Origin of the sequence: Amycolatopsis oliviviridis (assembly GCF_014654365.1) — a bacterium.
GTDB classification, from domain to species: domain Bacteria; phylum Actinomycetota; class Actinomycetes; order Mycobacteriales; family Pseudonocardiaceae; genus Amycolatopsis; species Amycolatopsis oliviviridis.
In genome coordinates this window covers 1-25,451 of the sequence record NZ_BNAY01000002.1, presented here as the reverse complement: position 1 = coordinate 25,451, position 25,451 = coordinate 1, and the positions used below count along the sequence as shown (strand labels likewise).

The window sequence follows — 25,451 nt, the reverse complement described above, 5'->3', positions numbered from 1 at the left end:
AACTCACCCAACCGTCCGGCCCGGGTTGCGGGACGGCTCCAATGACCTTTGATGGAAGTACGCGCCGGAGACCCGGCGTTCGGAAATCGCGATATCAAAGGAGTTCCGATGGGCATCGACTTCGAAGGCATGAAGGACAAGGTGAGCGGCGAGCACGTCGACAAGGCCGCCGATTTCGCGAAGTCCCGTTTCGGTGAGCATTCCGACAAGATCGACACCGCCGCCGACAAGGCGAAGGACTTTCTCGGTGATTCAGGCGGCGAGCAGCAGGGTGAACAGCAGCAGGACTCACCCTCGGGCCAGTAGCCCGAGGACGTCGCGGAACGGGGCGTACCCCGACGTGACCGAAGTGTCGAGAACCCGGGAGCGGCGGTAGAAAGGGCTGAGGTCGAGCCCGACGCCGACCCCGCGGATCTCGACGGTGCTTTCCTGTCGCAGCACCGTTTCCCGAAGATGCTCGTCCAGGTAGTGCGGATCGTTCGCCAGGCTCGTCGCGCTGTCCATGGGACTGCCGTCGGAGAGGACGAGCAGGATCCGGCGTTCCTCGGTTCGCGCGCGCATCCGGTCGCAGGCCCAGGCCACCGCCTCACCGTCGATCCCTTCCCGGAACAGATCGGCCTTCAGCAGGGCCGCGAGATCCGGGCGCGCCCGGCGCCACGGGGTTTCGGCGTCCTTGAACACGAGGTGGAGCCGTTCGTTGAGCCTGCCGGGATGCCGCGGTCGTCCGGCCCGCCTCCAGTCGAGGGCCGGCCTGCCCCCGTTCCAGCCGCCGGTCGTGAAGCCGAGCACCTCGCAGGCCGCACCGGCGAGTTCGATCGAGCGCGCGAAGAGATCGACCAGCGTGGCGACGGGTTCCGCGTGCGCCGTCATCGAACCCGAGCAGTCGATCAGGAACGTCACGAGCGTGTCCGCCACCGGTTCGATCCGTTCGGTGCGGAAGATCCGTCGTTCGGTGGGGGAGCTGATCAGCTGCGCCAGGGTGCGGCCGTCGAGGTGACCTTCCTCCTGTCCGCCGTCCCAGCCGTCGCGCGCGGGCCGGGCGAGCACCGCCTTGAGGTCACGTGCCAGCCGTCCCGGCCCGACGCCCTGCCTGCCGACACGCTTGTCCAGCCGTTCGCGGAGTTCGGCCAGCAGCCCGGGGCGCACCAGGTCCGACGCACGCCGCTCGCGGTCGTACGCGGTGGTGTAAACCCGGTACGCCGCACCGGATTCGCCCAAGGTCCGGCTGGTTCCCGCGGTCGCGGACGGAATCTGCTCGCCTTGGCCGGCGTCGAAGTCGATCAGGAGGCTGAATCGCGGGTCGGTGGGATCGCCGTCGTCCTCGGCCTCCTGTTCGGCCCCGGTGAGCAGGACACCGACCGTCCGGGCGATCGCCAGCGCGTGCTCGGCGAACGCCTTCTGGTCCCTCCTGTGCCGCCGCAGTCCGGCGAGGTCGTGGCCGAGCGACGGCGCCAGCGCGAACCGGGTCGCCTCGATGAGGTCCTCGGTCTCCTCGACCACCGGCTCGCCGGTGATCCGCGAACGGCAGATCTGCGCCACCGTGTACAGCGTCAGCCCGCGGGCGGTCTCGGTCAGGCCGGACCGGCGGAACTCCAGCGACCAGCGGAGGTGACGGAGGCGCAGGTTCCGCCGTACCCCCGGCAGCTCCGCGGGCGAGAGCGACTCGACGCGGAACTGTTCCAGCAGCTCGAAAATCCCGCGTTCGGCCGGATCACCCGGGCACAGGCTCCGGTGCAGGGCGGCGTCCGAGACGGTCAGGCGTAACGCCATCCCGTCCGCGATCCCGCGTGAGGACAGCAGATCGTCGTCGGCGGACTGCCGCAGATGCGGCGCGTGCAAGGGCAGCGGTTCGCGTCCCCGATGCAGCCGCCGGGCCCGGAAATGCAGTGCCGGATCGCCGCTGAGCGCCCGGACCGCGGCCGCGCACAGCTCCTCGACCTGATGGAAGCGCCGGGTTTCCGTCTGGCCGGCGGTCATGCCGAGAGCAGCCGGAGCTCGTCGTCGAAGCACCGCTGGAAGTACTCCGCCACGATGGCGCGCTCGGCTTCGTCGCATTTGTTCACGAAGGACAGCCGGAACGCCGTCGCCGGGTCGCCGAAGATCTCGATGTTCTCCGCCCAGGTGATCACCGTGCGCGGGGACATCAAAGTGGACAGATCACCGGCCTGGAAACCCTTGCGGGTCAAGGCGGCCACCGCGACCAGGGACGCGGCGAGGGGTTCGGGAACGCCGGGCACCCTGGCGCGCACTATCGCGATCTCCTCGGCGGCGGGCAGGTAGTTCAGCGACGCCACGATGTTCCAACGGTCGATCTGCGCGTGGTTCAGCCGCTGCGCGCCGTGGTAGAGCCCGTTGAGGTTGCCGAGCCCGACCGTGTTGGCAGTGGCGAACAGCCGGAAGGACGGATGCGGCCGCAGGACCCGGTTCTGATCGGTGAGGGTGAACTTGCCGTCGCGTTCCAGGACCCGCTGGAGCACGAACATCACGTCCGGGCGGCCGGCGTCGTACTCGTCCAGGACCAGCGCGACCGGCCGCTGCAACGCCCACGGGAGGATGCCCTCCTGGAACTCGGTGACCTGCTTGCCCTCACGCAGGACGACGGCGTCCCGGCCGACGAGGTCGAGGCGGTTGAGGTGACCGTCCAGGTTGACGCGCACGCACGGCCAGTTGAGCCGCGCGGCGACCTGCTCGATGTGGGTCGACTTGCCGGTGCCGTGCAGGCCCTGCACCAGCACGCGGCGGTCGCGGGTGAACCCGGCGAGCAGGGCCAGCGTCACGTCCGGGTTGAAGCGGTACGCCTCGTCGATCTCGGGGACGTGCTCGTCGCGTTCACGGAACGCGCCGACGACGAGATCCGAATCGATGCCGAAGACGTCGCGCACCGGGAGCCGCAGCTCGGGGACCATGAGAACTCCTTACGACGGAACACTTTCCGGTTCGGACCCGCCCTCGGCGTCGACGCGGCTGATCGCCTCGGCCGCGCGCTGCAGCGCCGGGAGCGTTTGCAGCGCCTTGTCCGCTGTCAGTCGCATGACCGGCGCCTGCACGGCGACGCAGAGGTTGGCACGCCCCGGGACGAGGACCGCGACGCAGACCAAGCCGGGCAGGAACTCCTCGTCGTCGAGCGCGAACCCGTCGCGGCGGATGCGGGTGAACTCGGCTTCGAGCGCGTCGAGGTCGGTGAGAGTCTTGTTCGTGTACTGCTTGAGCGGCGCGTGCGCGAGCAGTTTCCGCCGCTGCGCCGGTTTCATCTGCGCGAGGATCATCTTGCCGCTGGCCGAACAGTGGATCGGCACGCGTGAGCCGGGGCGGAGGTAGAACCGCAGCGGTTCCGGGGTCTCCACCCGGTCGAGGTAGACGATCTCGTTGCCCGACAAGGTGGTCACGTTGCAGCTCTCGCCGAGTTCGTCGACGAGGTGACGCAGGACGGCGTGCCGGGCGCCGTGGTGGGTCGCGTTGAGGAGCAGGTTCTCCGCGAGCCGCCGCAGCCGGTGGCCGGTGCCGTAGTGGCGGCCGTCGGCCTGGCGGACCAGCAGGCTCGCGCCTTCGAGCTGCTGGAGCATGCGGTGCAGGGTCGGTTTCGGCAGCCCGGTCTCCTCGACGAGCCCCTGCAGGGAGACCAGCTGATCCTTGGCGGCGATCAGCTCGAGCAGGGAGAACAGCCGGATGGTCGGCGTGTCCCCGTTGATCGGATCGGGTTCGCGAAGCAGCTCCATGTCCCGAAAAGTAGCACAGAGCGTCTCGTTTTTCAGAATCTGGCGTTGACCCTGGGCGATAGTCGCCCTATCGTCGATCGCATCCTGATTTCAGGAACGCCACGTATCGTTTTTTGTAAATCTCGCCTGTCGAAGGAGCGGAACATGACGGAACGGAAGACGGGTGACGGCCGCACGGTCGTCAGCGGCCGGAAGAAGATGACCCCGTCCGAGGCCTTCGTCGAGACGCTCGTGGCCAACGGCGTCACCGACATCTTCGGCATCATGGGGTCGGCGTTCATGGACGCGATGGACATCTTCGCGCCGGCGGGCATCCGGCTCGTACCGGTCGTGCACGAACAGGGCGCCGGGCACATGGCCGACGGCTACGCCCGGGTGAGCGGCAGGCACGGCGTCGTCATCGGGCAGAACGGCCCCGGCATCAGCAACTGCGTGACCGCGATCGCGGCCGCCTACTGGGCGCACAGCCCCGTCGTCATCGTGACGCCGGAGGCGGGCACGATGGGCACCGGCCTCGGCGGCTTCCAGGAGGCCGACCAGCTGCCGATGTTCCAGGAGTTCACCAAGTACCAGGGGCACGTCAACAACCCGAAGCGGATGGCGGAGTACACGGGCCGCTGCTTCGACCGGGCCCACTCGGAACTCGGCCCGACGCAGCTCAACATCCCGCGCGACTTCTTCTACGGCGAGATCGAGGCCGAGATCCCGGAACCGGTCAGGCTCGATCGCGGTCCCGGCGGGGAGCGGAGCCTCGACGAGGCCGCCGCGCTGCTGGCCACGGCGGAGTTCCCGGTGATCATCTCCGGCGGCGGCGTGGTGATGGCCGACGGCGTCGAGGAGTGCAAGGCGCTCGCCGAACGCCTCGGCGCGCCGGTGGTGAACAGCTATCTGCACAACGACTCGTTCCCGGCGAGCCACCCGCAGTGGTGCGGGCCGCTGGGCTACCAGGGTTCCAAGGCCGCGATGAAGCTGATCTCGCAGGCGGACGTCGTGATCGCGCTCGGCTCGCGGCTCGGCCCGTTCGGCACGCTGCCGCAGCACGGCATGGACTACTGGCCCAAGGACGCGAAGATCATCCAGATCGACGCGGACCACAAGATGCTCGGGCTGGTCAAGAAGATCACCGTCGGCATCTGCGGCGACGCCAAGGACGCGGCGGTCGCGCTGACCCAACGCTTGTCGGACCGGACGCTGGCCTGCGACTCCACCAAGGACGCCCGCGCGGCGAAGATCAAGGCGGAGAAGGACGAGTGGGAGGCCGAACTCGACGCCTGGACCCACGAGACCGACCCGTTCAGCCTCGACATGATCGCCGAGCAGGAGGGCGAGGAGGGCAACTGGCTGCACCCGCGGGAAGTGTTGCGGGAACTGGAGAAGGCCATGCCGCCGCGGGTGATGGTGTCGACCGACATCGGCAACATCAACTCGGTCGCGAACAGCTATCTGCGCTTCGAGGAACCGCGCAGCTTCTTCGCCCCGATGAGTTTCGGCAACTGCGGGTACGCGCTGCCGACCATCATCGGCGCCAAGGCCGCGGCGCCCGACCGGCCCGCGATCTCCTACGCCGGCGACGGCGCCTGGGGGATGAGCATGGGCGAGATCATGACCGCGGTCCGCCACGACATCCCGGTCACCGCGGTGGTGTTCCACAACCGTCAGTGGGGCGCGGAGAAGAAGAACCAGGTCGACTTCTACAACCGGCGGTTCGTCGCGGGCGAGCTGGAGAGCGAAAGCTTCGCGGGGATCGCGAAAGCCATGGGCGCGGAAGGCGTCGTCGTCGAGAAGCTCGACGAGGTCGGCCCCGCGTTGCGGCGCGCCGTCGAGGCGCAGATGAACGAGGGCAAGACCACCGTCATCGAGATCATGTGCACCCGCGAGCTGGGCGACCCGTTCCGCCGGGACGCGCTGTCCAAGCCCGTGCGGTTCCTGGAGAAGTACAAGGACTACGTGTAGGTCGTTTCGCGTGTAGGTCACTTTGCGCGTGAAGGCCCTCTTCCCACGGCTCAGCCGAGGGAAGGGGGCCTTCACGGACTGGGAACACAGGCGCGGCGTGAGCAAGGGCGTGACTCGCGTGATCAGAGACGTGACTCGCGTGATTGGAGGCCGCACTCGGGGTGTTCCGCCTCTGATCACGCGAGTTCCGCCTTCGATCACGTGAGTGCGGCGCGGCGTTCCCTCGTCCGTGAAGGCCTCCTTGAGGGACTCTGGGGCCCTCAAGGAGGCCTTCACGGACTTGCGGGTCACCACTCACGACCAACTGGACCCATCGAACGCCGCCGCTCTGGTGCTGGGCCGGTGCCAGGCGGATTGCGAAAGTCAAAGCACAGACTCGTGTCTCGAAGGAGGTCTCCGGTGGACGTCACCCAGCTGCGAGCGCAGGCTCGACGGCATCTCGGCCCGCACTTCACCCGCAAGGACACCTGGGCCTCGGATTTCCCGGTGTTCGTACGCGGCGAGGGAAGCTACCTGATCGACACCGAGGGACGCCGCCATCTCGACGGCCTCGCTGGGCTTTTCTGCGTCAACATGGGCCACGGGCGCGCCGACATCGCCAAGGCCGCCGCCGATCAGGTCGGCACCCTGGCCTACGCGAGCAACTGGGGTTCGGCGCACACGCCCGCGATCGAAGCGGCCACGCTGCTGGCCGGACTCGCGCCGGGCGACCTCGGGACGACGTTCTTCGTCAACTCCGGCTCGGAGGCGGTCGAAACCGCGCTGAAGTTCGCCCGGCAGTACCACCGCAGCCAGGGACAGCCCGAGCGGACGAAGATCATCAGCCGCGACATGGCCTACCACGGCACCACCATCGGTGCCCTCTCGGTGACCGGGCTGGCGAAGATCAAGGAACCCTTCGGTCCGCTCATGCCCGGTGTCCGGCACGTGCCGAACACGTTGGGACTGCTGGGAGACTGCGGTCCGGCGTCCGAATTGGACTGTGTCGCGGCGATCGAGCGGGTCATCCTCGAAGAAGGCCCGGAGACCATCGCGGCGCTGTTCGCCGAGCCGGTGCAGAACGGCCGCGGCGCGCTGGTCCCGCCGAAGGGGTACTGGCCCGCGTTGCGCGCGCTGTGCGACAAGTACGGCATCCTGCTCGTGTCGGACGAGGTCATCTGCTCGTTCGGCAGGCTGGGGCACTGGTTCGGGCACGGTGTCACCGGCGTGGTGCCGGACCTGATCACCTTCGCCAAGGGATCGACGTCGGGCTACGCGCCGCTCGGCGGGGTGATCGTGCGCGAGAAGCTGGTCACCGAGCTGTACGACTCCCCGAAGGGCGGGGTCTTCACCCACGGCGCCACCTGGGGCGGGCATCCGGTCGCCACCGCGGTCGCCGTCGCGAACCTCACCGCGATGCGGGACGAGAAGGTGCTCGACAACGTGCTCGCCGAGGGCCCGGAACTATTCGCCGCGTTGAACTCGCTCAAGTCCGCGCACCGCTGCGTCAAGGACGTCCGGGGCACCGGGTTCTTCTACGCCATCGAGCTGATGGCCGACAGCGACAGCGGCCGTGAGTTCACCGACGCGGAGTCGCTGAAGGTGCTCCGCGAGGTGCTCCCGGAAGCGTTCCGCCGCACAGGCGTCATCCTCCGCGGCGACGACCGCGGCGCGACGATGCTGATGATCTCCCCGCCGCTGGTCGCCGATCGCGAGGTGCTCACCGAACTGCTCCACGGCGTCGACGCGATGCTCAACGACGTCGAGAAGGCCGTCCAGCCCTGAGTCTGCCCTTTTCACCCGGTGGGGGTCGCCGTCTTCCGGCGGCCCCCACTTCGCATGCGGAGGTACTTCGATGAGCCTGACCACCGAGAGCACGCCGGACGTGACGCTCGACAGATGGCGGAAAGCGTTGCGCGGAAAGAATCTCCGCGTCGCGTTGGCGGACGGCGACGACGAGCGTGCCGTCCGGGCCGCCCTCGCGCTCCGGGCCGAGGGCGTCGTGGCGCCACTGTTGTTCGGCGACGGGGTGCGACTTCGTGCGGACGGAGCTCCGGACGACGTGATCGTGGACGTCGCGGACGCCCTCGCCGACGACCGGATCGCCGAGGCCCTGGCCGAGGGATTCGCCCGGCGTCCGGAAAAGCTCGCCGACGCCCGGCGCGATCCGGTGTTCGTGGCCGCCGCCGCCCTGCGGGCCGGCCGGGTGGACGCCTGTGTCGCCGGGGCGACCCGGCCGACCGCGGACGTCCTGCGCGCGGGGTTGCGGGTCGTCGGCCTGGCCCCGGGAGTGTCCACTTTGAGCAGTTGCTTCCTCCTGCTGCTCCCGGACGGGCGGAGGCTGACCTTTTCTGACTGTGCGGTGGTTCCCGAGCCGGGTGCCGCGCAGCTGGCCGACATCGCCCTCGCCGCCGCGGCGACCCATCGCGGTCTGACCGGGGAGGACCCCGTGGTCGCGATGCTGTCGTTCAGCACGCAGGGGAGTGCCGACCATCAGCGCGTCGAGGTCGTCCGTGAAGCGACTTCACTGGTGCGTCGACGCGAGCCCGGCCTCCCCGTGGACGGAGAGCTGCAGTTCGACGCCGCGCTGGTCGCGTCCATCGCGGCGGCGAAGGCTCCCGGTTCCATGGTCGCGGGCCGCGCGAACGTCCTCGTGTTCCCGAATCTGGACGCCGGCAACATCGGCTACAAGATCGCCGAGCGGCTCGGGGGCGCCGTCGCGCTCGGCCCGATCCTCCAGGGGCTCGCGGCCCCGCTCAACGACCTTTCGCGTGGCTGCTCGGCGTCCGACATCGAGACACTCGCCCTCCTGACCGCCGCTCAAGCCCTGAACGTGCCGTGACGCTAGCCGAGCAGGGCCAGGGCGACGTAGGCGATGGTGCCGACCAGCAGCGTGGACAGCAGGCCCAGCAGCAACGCCCGGCCACCGGTGCGGACCAGGGTGCCGATCCGGACCGCGCACCCGAGTCCGAACAGCGCTCCCGCCAGCAGGAGCGTGCAGACCACCTTGGCGACGTCGAGCGCCACGCCCGGCAGGATCCCGGTGCTGCGCACCACCACCATCGCCAGGAAACCGAGGACGAACAACGGGACCAGCGGGGTGCGCTTCCCGCCCGCGGCCGGGCGGCGACGGCGTTCGTGCACGCTGACCGCGGCGACCATCGGCGCCAGCAGGACGACCCGGCTCAGCTTCACCACCACGGCGACCGCGACGGCGGCGGTCCCGGCCGGGGTGGCGGCCGCGACCACCTGGGCGACCTCGTGCACGCCCAGCCCGGCCCAGCCGCCGATCCGCAGCGCGTCCATCCCGAGCCAGCCGCCGAGAAGCGGGACGGCCGCGATCGCGAGTCCGCCGTAGAAGGTGACCAGGGCGACCGCGGTCGCGACGTCGGAGTCCTCCCGTTCGACGACTCCTTCCATCGCCGCGATCGCCGAAGCGCCACAGATGGAGAACCCGGTCGCGACCAGCATCGCGAGTCCACGCGGGACGCCGATCAGCCTGCCGAGCCCGATCGTGCCGAGGAACGTGAGACCGACGGTCAGGACGACCGCGAGCAGCGTCCCGGGGCCGAGGGAGAGCACCGACGGGAGCGCGAGCTGCAGGCCGAGCAGGACGACCCCGGCGCGCAGCAGCTTCTTCGTCACCTTCGCGATCGCTTGCCGGGTGCCGTCCGAGAGCACCGGCAGCGAACCGGCGAGCACCCCGAGCACGACCGCGAGGGTCAGCGCGCTGAGCACGGGGACGGCGGTGCTCAGCAGATACGCGACGGCCACCCCGAGGGCGGTGACGGCCAGACCGATCAGATGCGGCTTCGTGCGCCGCGCAGCCAGGGTGCTCATGATGACGAGCGTCGTCCGGGGAGGACCACGCCGGTAGCCGGGAGAGCGACAGGTAGGTCATGCACTTTGGCTATGACCGCACCAGAGCTGGATTCCTTGCGCTTGCTCGTACTCGTCGGCGAGCTGGGCAGCATCGGGCAGGCCGCGGCCGTCCTCGGGATGACGCAGCCGTCGGCGAGCAAACGACTGTCCACTGTGGAACGACGGCTCGGGCTGGTGCTGATCGACCGCACTCGCCGCGGTTCCGCGCTCACCCCGGACGGCCGGGTGATCGTGGGCTGGGCGCGCCGCGTACTCGACGGGCTCGACGGACTGCTCGACGGCGCCGAAACCCTGCGCACCCGGCACGAGGCGGAACTCCGGGTCGCGGCGAGCATGACGCTGGCCGAGCATCTGGTCCCGAGGTGGATCGGCGAACTCAACCGTGCGAACCCCGGCCTCTACCTGGGCCTCGAGGTCACGAACTCGGACAAGGTCGCCGACCTGGCCCGCGAGGGCAGGGTCGACATCGGCTTCGTCGAGTCACCCGGCGCCCTTCCCGGTCTCACGTGCTGGAAAGTCGCGGTGGACCGGCTCGTGGTGGTCGTTTCCGGCGACCATCCCTGGGCGCGGCTGCGGCGTCCGCTGACCCCGGCGGAGCTGGCGAGCACGCCGCTCGTGGTGCGGGAACCCGGCTCCGGAACCAGGGAGACCATCGGCGCCGCCTTGCGCGAGGCCGGGGTGGGACCGGTGAAACCGTTGCTGGAACTGGGTTCCGCGTCTGCCGTCCGCAACGCCGTCGTCGCGGGCGCGGGCCCCGCGGTGATCAGCTCGCTGGACGTCGCGGACCGCGGGCTCGTGCCTGTCGCGGTGGAGGGTGTCGACTTCGGACGGGAGCTGCGCGCGGTCTGGCCCGGGGGACGGCGTCTCGCCGGTCCGGCGGCGGAACTGCTGGCCTTGGCGACGCGCCGGCCGTCCTGACCGTGATCTGGACCCCTTTCCCACATCGTAACTGGCACTCGCCCGGGGCCCGACTTGTTCCTACGGTGACCGGAACCACAATGGAGCTCCCAGCGCCACCGCTCCGGCGGTGCGTGCGAGAAGGAGGAGACGTGACTTCAGCGTCCGACCCGGCACAGAGCAGCGGCCTGAAACCAGGGCTCAAGCAACGACATATGAATCTGATCGCCCTCGGCGGCGTGATCGGAGCCGGGCTGTTCGTCGGCAGTGGCGTGGTCATCCAGTCGGCGGGGCCCGCCGCGGTGATCTCGTTCCTCATCGCGGGCCTGATCACCGTGCTCATCATGCGCATGCTCGCGGAGATGACGATCGCCAAACCCGCGCTCGGGTCTTTCTACGTCTACGCGAGGGAAGCGCTCGGCAACCGCGCGGGCTTCGCCGTCGGCTGGATGTATTGGTACTTCTTCGTCATCGTCGTGGCGGTCGAAGCCGTCGCGGGCGGCCGGATCCTGCAGCTGTGGGTACCGGACGTGCCACTGTGGGTGCTCAGTCTCGGCCTGCTCCTGGTCCTCACCGGCACCAACATGGTCTCGGCCCGGTCCTACGGCGAGTTCGAGTACTGGTTCTCCTCGATCAAGGTCGTCGCGATCGTCGTCTTCCTGGTCGTCGGCGCGTTGTACCTGTTCGGGTTCTGGCCGGGCGCCCACGGCGGCGTGACGAATCTGGTCTCCCACGGCGGCTTCGCGCCACTAGGGATCGGCGCGGTGCTCGCGGCGGTGGTGCCGTGCATCGGCTTCTACACCGGCGCGGAGATCGTCACCATCGCCGCCGCCGAGTCCGCGGAGCCGAAGAAGGCGGTCGCGAAGGCCATGCGGTCGATCATCCTCCGGGTGGTGCTGTTCTACGTCGGTTCGGTGTTCCTCGTCGTCGCGATCAAGTCCTGGGACGATCCGGCGACCGCGGTCAGCCCGTACGCGGCCGTGCTGGAGGTGCTCGGCATCCCCGCCGTGGCGACCATCATGAACGCGATCGTCCTGACCGCGGTGCTCTCCTGCCTGAACTCGGCGCTGTACACGTCGTCGCGGATGCTGTTCGCGCTCACCAGCAACGGCGACGCGCCGAAGGCCTTCACCCGGCTTTCCCGCAGCGGTGTGCCGAGGCGCGCGATCCTCGCCGGGACGGCCATCGGGTACGTGTCCGTCATCGCCGCCTACACCTCGCCGGATCTGATCTTCCAGTTCCTGGTCAATTCCTACGGTGCCGTCGCGCTGTTCGTGTACCTCTCGATCGCGCTCGCGCAGGTGCGGCTCCGCCGCAGGCTGGAACGGGAGGACCCGGACAAGCTCACGCTCAAGATGTGGCTGTTCCCGTGGCTGAGCTACGCGACCATCGCGCTGATGGCCGGGGTGATCCTGGCGATGGCGCTGCTGCCGTCGACCCGCTCGCAGTTCTGGCTCAGCGCGGTGACGCTCGCGCTGATCCTCGTCGGATTCGAGATCCGCAGGCGGCGCGGCAAACCGGTGGCCAAGGTGCCGTCGGGGCCCGAACCCGTCCCGGACGCGGCCCCGGCGGCCCTCCGGGAGTGATCTCGCGACCTAGGTCGCCCAGCCGCGGATCGCGGCGACGAACTCCTCGGGCGCGTCGGTCTCCACGTAGAGACCGGCGCCCTCGACGTAGAGGTCGCCGTCGACCGGCCAGGCCCAGGTGTTGGCGAGGACGAGCCGGTCGAAGACGCCCGGACGGCGCTGCGCGGCGGCCAGGCCGATCGGGCCGCCCCAGTCCTGCCCGACCAGGGTGGCGTCCTTGAAGCCGAGGGCGTCGACGAACCCGGTGACCACGTCAGGTCGGCTGCGTGACCGGTTCACGCGCGCCGGTTCGTTCGGCGCCGATCCCGGCCGCCACGACGAACAGCACACCCGCGGCCGCGCCGAGGTTCGGGATCTGGTGGAGCACGATGAGCCCGATCGTCAGGGCGATGGCCGGTTCCAGGCTCATCAAGGTCCCGAACGCGGAGGTGCTCAGCCGCCGCAGCGCGAGCATCTCCAGGCTGAACGGGATCACCGGCAGCAGGATCGCGAGCCCGAGGCCGATCAGCAGCAATTCCCAGGTCAGGTGCTCGAACACGCCCGGCCCGTAGGTGAACGTCGCGACGATCCCCGCCACCGGCATCGACACGGCGAGGCCGCTGACACCCGACACCTCGTCGCCGACCCGTTGCGTCAGCAGGATGTAGCACGCCCAGCAGGCGGCGGCCGCGAGCGCGTAGCCGACACCGAGCAGGTCGGCGTCACCCCGCCACGGCTGGGTCAGCAACACCACGCCGATCGCGGCGAGGACGGGCCACAGCCTCTTGCCGCCGCGGCCGCGGGTGACGGCGATGGTGAGCGGCCCGAGGAACTCCAGCGCGCTCGCCGTCCCGAGCGGCAGGCGGGCGACGGCTTCCATGAACAGCATGGTCACCCCCGCCGTGACGACGCCCAGTGCGCAACAGGCCGCGAACGTGGTCCACCGGAACATCGACGGACGTGGCCTCACCAGGACCAGCAGCAGCACCCCCGCCCACGCCAGGCGCAGCCACGCCGCGCCGTCGGGGCCGATGCGGTCGAAGAGGCTGACGGACACGGCGAGGCCGAGCTGGACGCAGAGCATGGCGGCGACCGTGAGCGCCGCTCCGGATCGGGTGGAGGAAAGCACATCACCAGCAAACCGATCCGTATCGTTCACGTCCACGTGTCGATCGTGGACGTACCGTTCGCGAATTATGGATAATCGGCGGGTGGACACCCGCAGGCTGCAGTTTCTCCTCGAACTGTCCCGGCACGGTTCGATGCGCGCGGTGGCGGACGTGCTCGGCACCACGACGTCGACGGTCTCGCAGCAGATCGCGGTGCTGGCGAAGGAAACCGGCGCGCCGCTGCTCGAACCGGACGGCCGCCGCGTGCGGCTCACTCCGGCGGGACGGCGCCTGGCCGAGCACGCCGTGACGATCCTGGCCGCTGTGGAAGCCGCCCGCGCCGACCTCGACCCGCACGCCGAACCGGTCGGCACCGTGCGCGTCGCCGGGTTCGCGACGGCCGTGCGGCGGTCCGTGCTCCCGGCGGCGGACGTGCTCGCCGAGCGTCACCCCCGGGTGGAGCTGCGGATCAGCGAGTACGAGCCGTACGAGGCCTTCGCGGCCCTACTGGCCGATGACATCGACCTCGCCCTCACCTACGACTTCGACCTCGCCCCGGCGGGCGTGGACCCCATGATCACCGCGAGTCCACTGTGGACCGCCCGGTGGAGCCTCGCGGTCCCGGCGGCCGAGGCGGCCGACCACGGGAACACCGTGCAGGTCTTCGAGGCGTTCCGTGACCACGGCTGGATCGTCAACTCCCGCAACAGCGCCGACGAAGACGTGATCCGGCGGCTGGCGTCGACGGCGCGGTTCGCCCCGCGCGTCACGCATCGCGCGGACAGCCTGGAACTGGTGGAGGACCTCATCGCGACCGGTCCGGCTCCCCACGTCGGCCTGCTCCCCGCGAACCGTCCCACGAAACCCGGGGTCGTGCTGCTTCCGCTCGCCGGGCCGGAAGTACGGCTGCGCGCCTTCGCCTGCACCCGCCGCGGGCGGGAGGTATGGCCGCCGCTCGCGCTGGTCCTCAGGCTCCTGGTCCACTGAAAGTTCCCCGCACGCCGGCCGCGGGTATCCGGGACCTCATCGAAGGAATACCTCAGCGGGAAGGGTGGCGCGGCCGGCGGTCCTGGATTCGCCGGGCAACGGCGAGCGCGATCGGCGCCGCGAGCCAGCACAGGTAGGCGCCGGTGCCCCCGGTCAGGAACGCGACGGGAATGGAGACCCCGAACACCGCGGTCAGGCAGACGCTGCGCGTCAGGCTCTGGGCGAACACCCGGGGCGGGCCTTCCGCCCGGTAGAGGTGTTCGCGCCTGATCTCCCGGATGATCAACGCGAACGACGCGGACGCCAGCACCTGTACCGCCGCGTACAGGCTGAACCGGAGCGGGAAGGCGCCGTCGGCGGTGATCACCCGCGTCGCGAACGGCATCAGGACCTGCATGAACAGCCACACCAGGGTGAGGCTGACCAGGCGGCTGCTCAGCGAGCGGACGTGGGGGAAGATCTCGTGGTGGGCGCGCCAGTGGGCGGCGATCACCATGAAGCTGAGCGCGAAGGCGAGGTACTCCTTGCCGTGGTCCGACACCGAGCTCAGCATGGCCCCGGTGGTGTCGCCGTGGGGGACCGGCAGGTCCAGGGCCAGCAAGGTGAGCGCGATCGCGATCACCGCGTCGACGAAGATGGTGAGCCGCTCGGCGGCCTTTTCGGTCGAGTGGTCGGTCTGGGATGTCATGGTGAGGACCAGCTCCCGCAGCGTCAGACGGCGATTTCGGCGGCCGGTCGGGGAGTGGCCGCGAGTCGGCGGGAGCGCACGGCCAGGACGATCATGACCGCCGGGATCAGGATGTCGGTGACGAGGACGCCGCCGGTGTTGCCGGGAGCGTGGTCACCGTTGGCGAACCACTGGTAGACGTGGCCGATCACGGCTCCCCAGAGGAACATTCCGCCGCCGAGGCCGATGGTGATGCGTTCGCGCGCGGACGCCGAGGCGGCCCGGAAGCCCAAGACTGCCAGGCCGAGGTTGGCGAAGGCGATCTCGAACAGGAACGGGGTCCGGTCGAAGCCGATCGCCGTGGCCATGACGTCCGGGAAGGCGAGGAAGGCGACCGTCATCCACAGGCTGCCGCAGCCGAAGGCGCCGATGGCCCACCAGCGCTGCCAGATCTCCAGCCGCTCCTGCTGCGACGCGACGTGGCGGGTCCGGATGAAGGCGCCGACGGCGGGCACCACGATCCAGACCATCGGGAAGGCGGATTGGGCGAGGTAAGAGAAGGAGTTCATGCCATCAGTCTTAACTGGTTAATATTAACTTGTCAACACTCTGGTACAGTGAGGTCGTGGACGACGGACTCGCAGACTTGTTGCACCGCGTGGTCATGCTGATGGGGGAGGCGACCCGGCGGCGCACCGATGACCTCGACGGTTTGACCTACAGCCAGATACGGCTTCTCGGCACGTTGGAGGACATCGAGCCGGCGACGCAGCACCGCCTCGCGCAGGCGCTGTCGGTGTCCGATCCGGCGATCAGCCGGGCGCTGAGACCACTCGAAGCCGATGGCCTGGTGGAGATCGCCGTCGACCCGGAACACGCGCGGCGGCGGTTGGTCCGTCTCACCGAGACCGGCCGGAAAGCCTTCCACGCCGCCGGGAAGCCGCTCTACGACGAGTTCCGCGCGGCACTCGTCGCGGCCGGGTTTCCTTACGAGCGTTACCTCGAAGACACCCTGCGGCTGGCGGAAATCCTCACGCCCGACTGAGGTGTTTGTCTTCACGGACCCGGCACCGCGATCGCCACACGCGCCCCAGACGCACCAGCGGTCACAGCAACGGCGCGTGAAGGCCTCCTTCCCTCGGCTCAGCCGAGGAAACTCGACCTTCACCCCTTGCCGAGTACATGAAGGCCCCCTTCCTTGCGATAGGCGCAAGGAAGGGGGCCTTCATGTACAGCAGGCGAGCGAGGGCGCCGGGACCGAGTCGGTGAGGGTGGTCGTGAGTGGCGATTCGGGTTATTGAGGGGTAAGGCAAAGGTGTCTTGTCGGGTGCCGAGTCCGTGAAGGCCTCCTTGAGGGACTCTGGGTCCCTCAAGGAGGCCTTCACGGACCGGTGTTCGTCGTCGATCAGCGGCGTGGAGGGGACTTTCGCCTCATCGCGCGCGAAAAGTCCCCTTCACCTCGGGTCCTTGCGGTCGGCAAAGGGGCACGCCGTCCGAGAGTGTTGTGAAAGCCACTTTCACAACCTTCAAGGTTGCGAAAGTGGCTTTCACAACACCCGGGGTCGATGCATGCGCGAGCGACAGGTCACGACACGTTTGCCTTACCCCTCAAGAGAACACGAGTCGCCACTCACGACCCCCTCGACCCAGTGCGGTCTGACGGCCGGGCACACCTCTGCTCAAGACACCATGTGTCCGCCTAGGACGGTCAGCACCGAACGGGCATCGAGCAACTCCTGCCCACTGGCAGTGACCGGATCCCGGTCGAAGACGGCCAGGTCGGCCAACCGGCCGGGCGCCAGCGTCCCCTTGCGGTCTTCGGCGTGTTCCAGCCACGCCGGGCCGGTCGTCCACAGGCGCAACGCCTCTTCACGGTCGAGCAGTTTCTCTTGTGAGGGCAGGGAAAACGGGTTGGGTCCCGGTTCACCCGTGAAGGTGGCGACCCCGCGTCGCCAGTCCGGTTCGGTCACCGGGGCGTCCGAACTGTCCGCGACCACCACGCCGTGATCGAGCAGTGTCCGCGCGGGGAACGCCTCGCTCCACTGGTCTTCGCCCACGATCCGGACCATCGACGGACCGCTGAACGTCCGCATGAGCGAGCTGGTGATCACGCCGGTTCCGGTCCGGGCCAGGCGTTCGTGCACTTCCGGCGACAGGAAGGTGCCGTGGATGAGCACGTGCCGGGCGTCCGGCCACGGGTCGGCCTCCGCGGCGGCCTCGATGGCGTCGACCACGGCGTCGGCCGCGCGATCGCCGGTCACGTGGACCTGCACGCGCACCCGGCGCCGTTGCGCCACGGCGATCAGCTCGTGCAGTTCCCGCACCTGCTCCGGATCGCCGGATCCGGGTGTGACGAGACCGCCGTGCCCGCCGCCGGGATACGGCCGGTGCATCCACGCCGTGCAATGCGTCGGGACACCGTCGGCGAACAGCTTGATCCCGCCGATCCGCAGCAGGTCGTCCCCGCTGCCCAGGTCCGCACTGTCCAGCGCCCGGCTCAGGTCGGCCGCGGAAGTCGTGGGGGAGGGCCAATTCCAGTGCAGCAGCGCGGTCACCCGCGTCGTCATCCGGCCCGCCGCGTGCAGATCCCGGTAGTCCTGCCACAGCCCTGGCGGCACGATCGGATCGGTCACGCTGGTGACGCCCAGCCGGTTCAGTCGCGCCATCGTGCGCGCGGTCGCGTCCAGCCGCTCGTCCCGGCTCGGCTGCGGCAGCAGGCCTGCCACGAGTTCCTGCGCGCTTTCGACGAGGATGCCGGTCGGTTCGCCGGTGGCGTCGCGGACGATCTCTCCCGCCACCGGATCCGGTGTCCCCACGGTGATCCCCGCCCGCTCCAGCGCGGCGCTGTTGACCCAGATGGAATGGGACGACGCGTGATGCAGCACCGCGGGCCGGGTCCCGGTCACGGCGTCGAGCCACGTCCGCGACGGCACGGCGCGACCGTCGGCGAACTCGGCGATCGTGGTCTCGCGCCAGCCGCGGCCGACGATCCACTCGCCCGGAGGCGCGGCGTCCAGTGCCCGCCGGACCTCGGCGAGGCTCGCCGCGGCCGCGAGGTTCACGCAGAACTCCGGTCCGGCCAAGGCGTACCAGGCCAGATGCAGATGCGCGTCGTTGATCCCCGGCAGCACGGTCCGTCCCCGCAGATCGACCGACGGCGTGCCGGGAGCGGCCGCGGCGGAGACCGTGTCGTCGTCCCCGACCGCGACCACGCGTCCGCCGGAAAGCAGGATCGCCGTGGCGTTCCCCATTCCGGTGTCGAAGGTGCGCACGAGACCGCCGCGCAGGAGCAGGTCGGAAGTCATACCGCCGTCCTTTCCCCGGCGGGAACGGCCGCCTGGTGGTCCGGATGCCAGGCCACGGTCACGTCGTCGCCGGGACGGTGTCCGTGCGCCGTGCCCGCGGACAGCACCGCGCAGCCGCGCGCGCCGTCGGCGTACCGCAGCCAGATCCGGCTGTGGTCGCCCACGTAGACGATGTCGGTGACCTGGGCGCTGACGCGCTGGTGCCCGGACGGCACCGGTTCGGCACGGGTGTACAGCGTCAGCCGCTCCGGCCGCACGATCGTGACTTCGCCGGGCGTGAGGGACAAGGCGTTGGACTCGCCGACGAACTGCGCGACGAACAACGTTTCCGGGCGCTCGTAGAGATCCTCCGGCGTGCCGACCTGTTCGATCCGGCCCTCGTTGAACACCGCGATCCGGTCGGACAGGGTGAGCGCCTCCTGCTGGTCGTGGGTGACGAACAGGAACGTCATGCCCAGCTCCCGGTGCATCCGGGCGATTTCGCGCTGCAGCTGGTCGCGCAGCTTCTTGCCGAGGGCGCCCAGCGGCTCGTCCATCAGCAAGGCCCGGGGCCCGTAGACCACGGCGCGGGCCAGCGCGACCCGTTGCTGCTGACCGCCGGAAAGCTGACGCGGCAACCGGTCCCGCACCGCGGACAAGCCGACCAGTTCGAGCACTTCGGTGACGCGGCGCTCGATCTCCGCCTTCGGTCGTTTGCGCTGGGTGAGCCCGAACGCGACGTTGCGGGCGACCGTCATGTGCGGGAACAGCGCGTACTGCTGGAACACCACCCCGAGATCGCGGCGGTGCGGTTTGAGCCGGGAGATCTCCTGGCCGTCCAGGGTGATCGAACCCGCGGTGAGCGGGGTGAAACCGGCGATCATCGACAGCATCGTCGTCTTGCCCGAGCCGGAAGGGCCCAGGAAGGTCATGAACTCGCCGTCGGCGATACGCAGGGAGACGTCGTCCACGGCGGGACGCCCGATGCCGGCGTACGCCTTGGTCACGTTCGCGGTGGTGATCCCGCGGTGGTCGTCAGTCATGGTGGCTCCGTCGGCGCAGGAACGAGGGCAGGAACAGCAGGATCGTGGTGAACACGACGATCAGGCTCGACGCCGCGGCGATGGTGGGGTCGATCTCCAGGACGATCGATTCGTACATCTTCACCGGCAACGTCTTGATGGCGGGCGTCTGCAGGAAGAGGGCGACCACGACCTCGTCGAAGGAGGTCGCGAAGGCGAACACGAAACCCGACATCACGCCGGGAGCGATACTCGGCAGCACGACCTTGCGCAGGGTCGTGAGTTTCGACGCGCCGAGACTCGCCGCGGCCTTCTCCACGACCGGGTCGTACCCGGCGAGACTGGTCTGCACGGAGGTCAGCACGAACGGCACGCCCAGCACGGCGTGCGCCAGCACGAACCCGAGCATCGTCCCGTTGAGCTGCCACCGCAGGAACGCCCCGTAGACGGCGACCGCGACGACGATCCCCGGCAGGATCATCGGCGCCATCAGCAGCTGCCGCGCGACGCCCCGGCCGCGGAACCGCGCGCGGTCGAGACCGAACGCGGCCGCCACCCCGACGACCGTCGCGAGCACCGCCGCCAGCAGACCGACCTGGACCGAGTTGGCCAGCGCGGCGAGCCACTGCTTGCTGCCGAAGAACTCGCCGTACCAGCGCCACGACCAGTCGTCCGGGGGAAATTGGAAGGTCGAACCGGCGCCGAAGCTCATCGGGATGACGACGAGAGTGGGGGCGACGAGCACGAACCCCACGACGGCGACCCACGCGCGCAGTCCCCAGCCGAGCGTCCGCTGCCGGAGCGCGGCCCTGGTGATGGACGGGTCACTGGCCACGGTCGGCACCTCCCGCCGCACTGGTGCCCAGCGGCGCGGCGACCCGGCTGAGCACGGCCAGCACCACGAGCGTGATGACCAGCAGGATCGCCCCGAGCGCCCCGGCCCCGGCGAAGTCCAGCAGGTCGTTGACCTGAGTGCCGATCACCTGCGCGGCCAGCGCCTGCTGCGGCGTGCCGAGCAGCGCCGGGGTGATGTAGAAGCCGAGCGACATGATGAACACCACCGACACCCCGGCCAGGACCCCCGGCATCGACAACGGCAGGTACACCCGCAGGAAGGCGACCGGGCGGGACGCGCCGAGGCTGCCCGCGGCGTGGAGGAGGCTCCGGTCGATCCCGGTCATCGAACTGTGCAGCGGCAGCACCATGAACGGCAGCATCACCTGCACCATCGCGACGGTCACCCCGGCGACCGAGCCCAGGAGCACCACCCCGTCGACGCCGATCGCGGCGAGCGCCTTCTCGATCACGCCACCCCGCTGTTCGAGGACGTACCAGGCGAAGTTGCGGGCCATCACGCTGGTCCAGAACGGCATCAGGACCAGCAGCGTCAGCACCGTCCGGGCCCGGCGCCCGACCAGGGTCATCGCGTAGGCGTACGGGTAGGCCACGATCAGCGTGGCGACGGTGATGATCAGCGCTGTCCGCAAAGTCCTGAGCACCACCCGGATCTGCACCTTGTCCCCGAGGACGGCGAGGTAATTGCCGACGCCGAAATCGGGTTCGGTGAAGCTGCGCCAAAGGATCGCGGCGAGCGGGTAGAAGAAGAACACGAGCACCACGGCCGCGGCGGGGAGCAGCAGCCACGTCGAGGAACCGGCCCGCCGGGCTGCTCGAACGGTGGCGGTCATCCGGTCCTCCAATCCGACCAGGCCTTGACGAGCGCCGTCCGGTTCGCCGCCCACCAGCGCACGTCGCTGAGCACGCGCAGGTTTTCCTTGTCGTCGCCCCAGATGTCGAGCTCCCGCCCGATGGGGGTGTTCGGGCTCGGTGCGGCGGTGTTCGCCGGCCCGACGCCCGCGGCGGCCGCGAAGGCCGCCGCTTGCGCCGGTTCCGAGGCGAACCGGATCAGCCGTTTGGCTTCCTCCGCCCGTGGTGTTCCCTTGGGCACGACGAGCACGTCCCAGGTCACCGGGACGGGAATGCCGGGCACGACCTTCCAGTTCGTCGCGCCCGCTTTCAGCAGTGAGAACGCGCGGGCGCTGACGATGAGCGCCATGTCCGCCTGCCCGCCGGCCATCCGCTGCTGCTGGTCGCCGTAGGTGCTGGTGATGGTGAGTTCCGGCCGGACGCGGTCGTACATCGACAGTGCGCGGCGGACGTCGAGCGGGTACAGCTTGTCCCGCGGGACGCCGTCGGCCAGGAGGGCGGCCTCGATCGTCCCCACGCTCGGATCGCCGCCGTAGATGATCCGCCGTCCGGGAAAGGCCCGGGGATCGAAGAAGTCGGCCATTGTGGACGGTGGGTGGGCCCCGTAGGCCTTGGTGTCGTACATCAGCATCATGCCGAAGAACGCGTCCGGCACCCCGCAGTCGGTCAGCGATCCTTTCGGGAAGCCGGCCGCCAGCGGTCCCATGTCGACGGGTTCGAGCAGGCTGCCGCAGACCGCGGCGGCCGCGGACGCGTCGGTGTCGACGACGTCCCAGGTGACCTTGCCCGCCTCGACCATCGCCTTGAGCTTGGCGTTGCTCGACGGGCCGTCGATCGTGACCGTGGTCCCGGTCTTCTTCTCGTAGGGGTCGAGCCACGCCGAACGCTGCCCGGCCTGATAGGCGCCTTGGCCGTAGGAGACGAACACGAGCGAATTCGGGCCGCCTTCGGAAATGGCGCATCCGGTGACGAAGAGCGGGACGGTCAGCGCGGCGGACAACAGCGTCGGTATCCGGCGTCTCATGGGGTTTCTCCGCTCAGCTCGCGGCGGCCGCGACATGGCGGCACAGCACGTCGGCCAGGGTGTCGATCTGGTCCTCGGTGATGACCAGCGGCGGGGACAGCACGATGCTGGTGCCGGAGGCGCGGACCACGACGCCGTCCGCGCGGCAGCCGGACTGCACCGACGCCGTCGGCACGCCGGTGAACTCGATGCCGAGCATCAGGCCGACACCACGGACTTCGCGCACGTGAGCCAGCTCGGTGAGCGGGTCGAGCCGTTCGCGCAGGCGGGCGCCCAGGACACGGGCGCGTTCGAGGAGGTTCTCGCGCTCGATGATGTCGAGGTTCGCCAGCGCGACCGCGGCCCCGACGGGATGGCCGTTGTAGGTGAAGCCGTGCAGGAACGTGGCCCCGTCGGCGAGGTCGAGCACCCGGCGGCCGATCAGCACCGCGCCCATCGGGACGTAGCCGCTGGTGATGCCCTTCGCGGTGACGATCATGTCCGGCTCGATACCGAAGTGGTGACTGCCGAACCAGTGACCCGTCCGGCCGAAGGCGGTCACGATCTCGTCGACGATCAGCAGGATCCCGTTGCGGCGCAACACTTCCTGCACGCGGGGCCAGTACCCGTCCGGCGGTGGCACCATCCCGCCGACACCGAGCACCGGTTCGCCGATGAACGCGGCGATGCGGTGCGCGCCGATCTCGGCGATGCGCTGTTCCAGTTCCGCGACCAGCACGTCCGCCGCGTCCGGGCCGTATTCGATGGCGTGCGGCTTGCCCAGCCATTCCACGTCCGGCAGGAGCGGGCCGAATCCGGCGCGCAGGCCCTCGATCCCGGTCGCGGCGAGCGAGGCGCCGCCCATGCCGTGGTAGCCGCCGGTCCTGGCCAGCACCACTGTCCGCTCCGGCGAACCGGCGTGGTGGAAGGCGAGGCGGGCGAGCTTGATCGCGGTCTCGTTGCCTTCCGAACCGCCGTTGGTGAAGAACACGCGTTCCAGACCGGCAGGGGCGAGCGAAAGCAGCCGTTCGGCGAGGTGGATCGACGGGGCGTTGGAGTAGTCGCCGAAGGACGAGTAGAACTCCAGGCGGCGGATCTGGCCGGCGGCGACGTCGGCGAGCTCGGTGCGGCCGTGACCGACCGGGCACTGCCACAGGCCGCAGGTGCCGTCGATGTATCGGCGGCCTTCGGTGTCCCACAGCAGCGCGCCTTCACCGCGGTCGAGGATGAGCGGTTCGGCCGGGGCGCCGATCGTGGTGTGCGGATGCACGAGGGTGCGCCGGTCGAGGGCGGCGAGTTCGGAGGTGCTGGTCATGAAGGTCCTTTCTGTGCCAGTGGTGCTCAGAACCGCAGCGCCACGGCCTTGGTCTCGGTGTAGGCCTCGATTCCTTCTGCGCCGCCTTCGCGTTCCTGACCGGAGTTCTTCTGGCCGCCGAAGGGCAGTTCCGGGCGGACGGGGGCCGGGTCGTTGACCCCGATCACGCCGAAGTCGAGCCGGTCGAGCGCCCGCCAGACACGGCGCAGGTCGCTGCCGAACAGGTAGGCGGCCAGCCCGTAGTCCGTGGCGTTGGCGAGGTCGATCGCCTCGTCGTCGCCGGTGAACGTGGCGACGGCCAGCACCGGGCCGAACGTCTCCTCGTGGCTGACGAGCATGTCCGCGGTGACACCGGTCAGGACCGTGGGCCGATAGAAGTGACCGCGCAGCGCCGGATCGCCGGGCTCCCAGCGGCTCCCGCCGATCAGGACCCGGGCGCCCTTGGCCACCGCGTCGGCGACCTGGTTCTCGACCTTCGCGAGCCCGGCTTCGTCGATCAACGGGCCGACCTTGGTGCCTTCGGCGTCTCCGCGTCCGACGCTCAATGCGGCCGTCTTCTTCTCGATCAGCGCGAGCAGGTCGTCCCGCACGCTCTCGTGGACGTAAAGCCGGTTCACCGCCGTGCAGCTTTGGCCGGCGTTGAAGAACTTCGCGGTGACCACGCCGGTGGCGGCCGCTTCGAGGTCGGCGTCGGCGAAGACGATCGCGGGGGAGTGGCCGCCCATTTCGAGTGACGTGCGGCGAAGCGTGTCGCCGGTCCGCCGCAGCAGGCCCAGGCCGACCTCGGTCGATCCGGTGAAGCTGACCTTGCGGAGCCTGCGATCGGCCAGCAGCGCTTCCACGAGCTCCGCGGGCCGGGTCGTGGTGACGGATTGCAGGACGCCCGCGGGCAGGCCGGTCGCCTGCACGATGTCGAGCAGTGCGGTGGCGATGAGCGGCGTCTGCTCGGCGGGTTTGGCGATGACCGGGCAGCCGGCGGCCAGGGCGAGCCCGACCTTGCGCAGCAGCATGCTGGCCGGGAAGTTCCACGGCGTGATCGCGAGGACCGGCCCGACCGGGGAGCGCAGCACCAGACCGGGGCCCGCCGCGGAGGCGGGGGTGACGCGGCCGTAGGCCCGCCGTCCCTCTTCCGCGGCCCACTCCAGCATCCGTGCGCCGCTCGCCAGTTCGCCGGCGGCCTCCGCGAGCGGTTTGCCGTTCTCCCGGCTCAGCAACGAGGCGAGTTCGCCTTGGCGCGCGCGGATTTCCGCCGCCGCGGCGCGCAGGTGACCGCCGCGGGTCTCCGGGTCGGTGTCGGCCCAGGATCGGGCGACGCCGGCCGCGGCGTCGAGCGCGGCGAGAGCGTCGGCGGGTTCCGCGTCGGCCGCCTGGCCGAGGACGACGAGGCTCGCCGGGTCCACGACGTCGAACGTCGCCGGGGCGGAACGCCAGTGACCGTCGATCAGCAAGGTCGCGGCAGCGGTGTCGGGCATCGAATGGCCTTTCGCTCGGGATGCGCCGAGTCTGACCCCCGAGTGTTGATTAAGTCAACACCTAATTCGGTTTCGAGTGTCTCGAAAGGACAGTGCGGAGCTGTTGCCCTGTAACGAAAGAAGGCAGTACCGAGACCCGATGCACGCGTGACGCGTGTCATCGGGCCGCGGTGCCGCCTTTAGCTGTGGTTCGCCAAGATGGCGTGCAGGGCTTCGAGTGCCGGGCCGGGGTCGACGTCCGGATCCGCCACCTGATGCAGGAACATTCCATCGAGGGCGTAGAAGACGAGCTGCGCGAACCCGTCGTCCGCGCCCAGTTCCTTGCCGACCGCGTCGAGGTAGCCGCGGTAGAGCCGCCGGACCACCGGACGCAACTCCGGGCGCCGCGCGGACTCCACGACCAGCTGGTACTGGAAGACCTGGATCTCGGCGCTGTCCTTGTATCGCTTCCGGACTTCCTCGCCGTCGGCGAACATCCCGGTGCGCGCGCCGATCAAACCGTTCTCCGCGCTCTCTTCGAGCACCCAGTCCAAAGAGGACTGAAGGAGATCGTCGATCGACGAGAAGTGGTGCTGTACCGCACCCGTGGTGCAGTCGGCCGCTTTGGCGACCGCGCGATAGGTGAGGCCGCGGAGCCCTTCGTGTGCCACGACTTCGACCGCCGCGCGCTGGAGCGCCCGCTTCATTCGCGCGGGGTCGCTCGGTTTGTCGGACCGGCTCATCCGGAACCTCCTTGTGCAAGGAGGCTACATTACAGATGTAATGTCCCGCTAGTGCCTTGGTGTGCCAAGTCCGTGAAGACATCCCTGGGTTTTGTGTGTCAAGCGGCGGTGGTGGTGTGGTGGGCCCAGGCGGTTGTTTCGTTGTAGTGGGTGTGGGTTTTGAGGCATCCG

The 25,451-nt window shown here is 69.6% G+C and carries 24 protein-coding genes; 8 read left to right on the top strand and 16 right to left on the bottom strand.

Annotation, left to right across the window (positions count from 1 at the left end; all coding sequences use genetic code 11):
- The first annotated feature begins 108 nt into the window (after positions 1 to 108).
- Positions 109 to 306: an antitoxin gene (locus IE302_RS07620; protein ID WP_191253226.1), complete on the top strand. Its 198-nt coding sequence runs from the start codon at positions 109 to 111 to the stop codon at positions 304 to 306.
- On the opposite strand, the gene IE302_RS07615 is transcribed toward IE302_RS07620, so the two are convergent.
- The 3 genes from IE302_RS07615 to IE302_RS07605 are packed head-to-tail and all read right to left on the bottom strand — an operon-like array spanning position 289 to position 3,716.
- Complete coding sequence (locus IE302_RS07615; RefSeq protein WP_191253225.1) at positions 289 to 1,977, bottom strand: cobaltochelatase CobT-related protein; 1,689 nt, start codon at positions 1,975 to 1,977, stop codon at positions 289 to 291. The genes IE302_RS07620 and IE302_RS07615 overlap by 18 nt on opposite strands.
- Positions 1,974 to 2,906, bottom strand: a complete 933-nt coding sequence (locus IE302_RS07610) for an AAA family ATPase (protein ID WP_191253223.1) — start codon at positions 2,904 to 2,906, stop codon at positions 1,974 to 1,976. The genes IE302_RS07615 and IE302_RS07610 overlap by 4 nt, the downstream gene beginning before the upstream one ends.
- Positions 2,907 to 2,915: 9 nt before the next feature.
- On the bottom strand, positions 2,916 to 3,716 hold the full coding sequence (locus IE302_RS07605; RefSeq protein ID WP_191253221.1) for an IclR family transcriptional regulator: 801 nt from the start codon (positions 3,714 to 3,716) through the stop codon (positions 2,916 to 2,918).
- A 144-nt stretch (positions 3,717 to 3,860) separates the two neighbouring features.
- On the opposite strand from IE302_RS07605, the gene xsc reads away from it, so the two are divergent.
- The 3 genes from xsc to IE302_RS07590 all read left to right on the top strand — a co-directional run bounded on the left by xsc (position 3,861) and on the right by IE302_RS07590 (position 8,490).
- The gene (gene xsc / locus IE302_RS07600; RefSeq protein ID WP_191253219.1) at positions 3,861 to 5,669 is read left to right on the top strand and encodes a sulfoacetaldehyde acetyltransferase; all 1,809 of its coding nucleotides are present in this window, start codon (positions 3,861 to 3,863) and stop codon (positions 5,667 to 5,669) included.
- 399 nt (positions 5,670 to 6,068) lie between these two features.
- Positions 6,069 to 7,433 carry an aspartate aminotransferase family protein gene (locus IE302_RS07595; RefSeq protein ID WP_191253217.1) on the top strand — a complete coding sequence of 455 codons (1,365 nt, stop codon included), beginning with the start codon at positions 6,069 to 6,071 and terminating at the stop codon, positions 7,431 to 7,433.
- 70 nt (positions 7,434 to 7,503) lie between these two features.
- Entirely contained in the window at positions 7,504 to 8,490 is a 987-nt protein-coding gene (locus IE302_RS07590; protein WP_191253215.1) for a phosphotransacetylase, read from the top strand.
- Between the two features lie 2 nt (positions 8,491 to 8,492).
- Here the strand turns inward: IE302_RS07590 and IE302_RS07585 are convergent, their stop codons facing one another.
- Complete coding sequence (locus tag IE302_RS07585; protein WP_191253213.1) at positions 8,493 to 9,488, bottom strand: YeiH family protein; 996 nt, start codon at positions 9,486 to 9,488, stop codon at positions 8,493 to 8,495.
- 72 nt (positions 9,489 to 9,560) lie between these two features.
- On the opposite strand from IE302_RS07585, the gene IE302_RS07580 reads away from it, so the two are divergent.
- Both IE302_RS07580 and IE302_RS07575 read left to right on the top strand, forming a co-directional pair.
- Positions 9,561 to 10,448 carry a LysR family transcriptional regulator gene (locus tag IE302_RS07580; RefSeq protein WP_191253211.1) on the top strand — a complete coding sequence of 296 codons (888 nt, stop codon included), beginning with the start codon at positions 9,561 to 9,563 and terminating at the stop codon, positions 10,446 to 10,448.
- A gap of 194 nt (positions 10,449 to 10,642) precedes the next feature.
- Complete coding sequence (locus tag IE302_RS07575) at positions 10,643 to 12,013, top strand: amino acid permease (protein ID WP_191254702.1); 1,371 nt, start codon at positions 10,643 to 10,645, stop codon at positions 12,011 to 12,013.
- Between the two features lie 9 nt (positions 12,014 to 12,022).
- Here the strand turns inward: IE302_RS07575 and IE302_RS42660 are convergent, their stop codons facing one another.
- Both IE302_RS42660 and IE302_RS07565 read right to left on the bottom strand, forming a co-directional pair.
- On the bottom strand, positions 12,023 to 12,265 hold the full coding sequence (locus IE302_RS42660; protein ID WP_229907658.1) for an alpha/beta fold hydrolase: 243 nt from the start codon (positions 12,263 to 12,265) through the stop codon (positions 12,023 to 12,025).
- A 1-nt stretch (position 12,266) separates the two neighbouring features.
- Positions 12,267 to 13,157: an EamA family transporter gene (locus tag IE302_RS07565; RefSeq protein WP_229907657.1), complete on the bottom strand. Its 891-nt coding sequence runs from the start codon at positions 13,155 to 13,157 to the stop codon at positions 12,267 to 12,269.
- Between the two features lie 46 nt (positions 13,158 to 13,203).
- Between IE302_RS07565 and IE302_RS07560 the strand changes: the two genes are divergently transcribed.
- On the top strand, positions 13,204 to 14,088 hold the full coding sequence (locus IE302_RS07560) for a LysR family transcriptional regulator (protein WP_191253209.1): 885 nt from the start codon (positions 13,204 to 13,206) through the stop codon (positions 14,086 to 14,088).
- A gap of 52 nt (positions 14,089 to 14,140) precedes the next feature.
- Here IE302_RS07560 and IE302_RS07555 read toward each other — a convergent pair whose 3' ends face one another.
- Together IE302_RS07555 and IE302_RS07550 are read right to left on the bottom strand one after the other, a co-directional pair.
- Positions 14,141 to 14,776: a TMEM175 family protein gene (locus IE302_RS07555; RefSeq protein ID WP_191253207.1), complete on the bottom strand. Its 636-nt coding sequence runs from the start codon at positions 14,774 to 14,776 to the stop codon at positions 14,141 to 14,143.
- Positions 14,777 to 14,799: 23 nt separating this feature from the next.
- Positions 14,800 to 15,324 (bottom strand): DUF6790 family protein, encoded by a 525-nt coding sequence (locus IE302_RS07550; RefSeq protein ID WP_191253205.1) that lies wholly within the window; start codon positions 15,322 to 15,324, stop codon positions 14,800 to 14,802.
- Between the two features lie 56 nt (positions 15,325 to 15,380).
- On the opposite strand from IE302_RS07550, the gene IE302_RS07545 reads away from it, so the two are divergent.
- Complete coding sequence (locus IE302_RS07545; RefSeq protein ID WP_191253203.1) at positions 15,381 to 15,800, top strand: MarR family winged helix-turn-helix transcriptional regulator; 420 nt, start codon at positions 15,381 to 15,383, stop codon at positions 15,798 to 15,800.
- A 634-nt stretch (positions 15,801 to 16,434) separates the two neighbouring features.
- On the opposite strand, the gene IE302_RS07540 is transcribed toward IE302_RS07545, so the two are convergent.
- The 8 genes from IE302_RS07540 to IE302_RS07505 all read right to left on the bottom strand — a co-directional run bounded on the left by IE302_RS07540 (position 16,435) and on the right by IE302_RS07505 (position 25,280).
- Positions 16,435 to 18,060 carry an amidohydrolase gene (locus IE302_RS07540; protein ID WP_191253201.1) on the bottom strand — a complete coding sequence of 542 codons (1,626 nt, stop codon included), beginning with the start codon at positions 18,058 to 18,060 and terminating at the stop codon, positions 16,435 to 16,437.
- A complete protein-coding gene (locus IE302_RS07535; RefSeq protein WP_191253199.1) occupies positions 18,057 to 19,082 on the bottom strand; it encodes an ABC transporter ATP-binding protein in 1,026 nt (341 codons plus the stop codon). Before IE302_RS07535 ends, IE302_RS07540 begins: the two co-directional genes overlap by 4 nt.
- The gene (locus IE302_RS07530) at positions 19,075 to 19,896 is read right to left on the bottom strand and encodes an ABC transporter permease (protein WP_191253197.1); all 822 of its coding nucleotides are present in this window, start codon (positions 19,894 to 19,896) and stop codon (positions 19,075 to 19,077) included. The genes IE302_RS07535 and IE302_RS07530 overlap by 8 nt, the downstream gene beginning before the upstream one ends.
- Positions 19,886 to 20,749, bottom strand: coding sequence for an ABC transporter permease (locus IE302_RS07525; RefSeq protein ID WP_191253195.1), 864 nt, complete (start codon positions 20,747 to 20,749; stop codon positions 19,886 to 19,888). Before IE302_RS07525 ends, IE302_RS07530 begins: the two co-directional genes overlap by 11 nt.
- Positions 20,746 to 21,792 carry an extracellular solute-binding protein gene (locus IE302_RS07520; RefSeq protein ID WP_191253193.1) on the bottom strand — a complete coding sequence of 349 codons (1,047 nt, stop codon included), beginning with the start codon at positions 21,790 to 21,792 and terminating at the stop codon, positions 20,746 to 20,748. The genes IE302_RS07525 and IE302_RS07520 overlap by 4 nt, the downstream gene beginning before the upstream one ends.
- Positions 21,793 to 21,805: 13 nt before the next feature.
- Positions 21,806 to 23,086, bottom strand: a complete 1,281-nt coding sequence (locus IE302_RS07515) for an aminotransferase family protein (protein WP_191253191.1) — start codon at positions 23,084 to 23,086, stop codon at positions 21,806 to 21,808.
- A 26-nt stretch (positions 23,087 to 23,112) separates the two neighbouring features.
- Complete coding sequence (locus IE302_RS07510) at positions 23,113 to 24,558, bottom strand: NAD-dependent succinate-semialdehyde dehydrogenase (RefSeq protein ID WP_191253189.1); 1,446 nt, start codon at positions 24,556 to 24,558, stop codon at positions 23,113 to 23,115.
- Between the two features lie 179 nt (positions 24,559 to 24,737).
- Positions 24,738 to 25,280 (bottom strand): TetR/AcrR family transcriptional regulator, encoded by a 543-nt coding sequence (locus tag IE302_RS07505; protein WP_191253187.1) that lies wholly within the window; start codon positions 25,278 to 25,280, stop codon positions 24,738 to 24,740.
- Positions 25,281 to 25,451: the final 171 nt, after the last annotated feature.

Excerpts from the sequence above, each read along its gene's own strand:
- IE302_RS07620 (WP_191253226.1), top strand. The coding sequence starts at position 109 with ATGGGCATCGACTTCGAAGGCATGAAGGACAAGGTGAGCGGCGAGCAC.
- IE302_RS07615 (WP_191253225.1), bottom strand. The coding sequence starts at position 1,977 with ATGACCGCCGGCCAGACGGAAACCCGGCGCTTCCATCAGGTCGAGGAG.
- IE302_RS07610 (WP_191253223.1), bottom strand. The coding sequence starts at position 2,906 with ATGGTCCCCGAGCTGCGGCTCCCGGTGCGCGACGTCTTCGGCATCGAT.
- IE302_RS07605 (WP_191253221.1), bottom strand. The coding sequence starts at position 3,716 with ATGGAGCTGCTTCGCGAACCCGATCCGATCAACGGGGACACGCCGACC.
- xsc (WP_191253219.1), top strand. The coding sequence starts at position 3,861 with ATGACGGAACGGAAGACGGGTGACGGCCGCACGGTCGTCAGCGGCCGG.
- IE302_RS07590 (WP_191253215.1), top strand. The coding sequence starts at position 7,504 with ATGAGCCTGACCACCGAGAGCACGCCGGACGTGACGCTCGACAGATGG.
- IE302_RS07585 (WP_191253213.1), bottom strand. The coding sequence starts at position 9,488 with ATGAGCACCCTGGCTGCGCGGCGCACGAAGCCGCATCTGATCGGTCTG.
- IE302_RS07580 (WP_191253211.1), top strand. The coding sequence starts at position 9,561 with ATGACCGCACCAGAGCTGGATTCCTTGCGCTTGCTCGTACTCGTCGGC.
- IE302_RS07575 (WP_191254702.1), top strand. The coding sequence starts at position 10,643 with ATGAATCTGATCGCCCTCGGCGGCGTGATCGGAGCCGGGCTGTTCGTC.
- IE302_RS07555 (WP_191253207.1), bottom strand. The coding sequence starts at position 14,776 with ATGACATCCCAGACCGACCACTCGACCGAAAAGGCCGCCGAGCGGCTC.
- IE302_RS07550 (WP_191253205.1), bottom strand. The coding sequence starts at position 15,324 with ATGAACTCCTTCTCTTACCTCGCCCAATCCGCCTTCCCGATGGTCTGG.
- IE302_RS07540 (WP_191253201.1), bottom strand. The coding sequence starts at position 18,060 with ATGACTTCCGACCTGCTCCTGCGCGGCGGTCTCGTGCGCACCTTCGAC.
- IE302_RS07535 (WP_191253199.1), bottom strand. The coding sequence starts at position 19,082 with ATGACTGACGACCACCGCGGGATCACCACCGCGAACGTGACCAAGGCG.
- IE302_RS07525 (WP_191253195.1), bottom strand. The coding sequence starts at position 20,749 with ATGACCGCCACCGTTCGAGCAGCCCGGCGGGCCGGTTCCTCGACGTGG.
- IE302_RS07520 (WP_191253193.1), bottom strand. The coding sequence starts at position 21,792 with ATGAGACGCCGGATACCGACGCTGTTGTCCGCCGCGCTGACCGTCCCG.
- IE302_RS07515 (WP_191253191.1), bottom strand. The coding sequence starts at position 23,086 with ATGACCAGCACCTCCGAACTCGCCGCCCTCGACCGGCGCACCCTCGTG.
- IE302_RS07510 (WP_191253189.1), bottom strand. The coding sequence starts at position 24,558 with ATGCCCGACACCGCTGCCGCGACCTTGCTGATCGACGGTCACTGGCGT.
- IE302_RS07505 (WP_191253187.1), bottom strand. The coding sequence starts at position 25,280 with ATGAGCCGGTCCGACAAACCGAGCGACCCCGCGCGAATGAAGCGGGCG.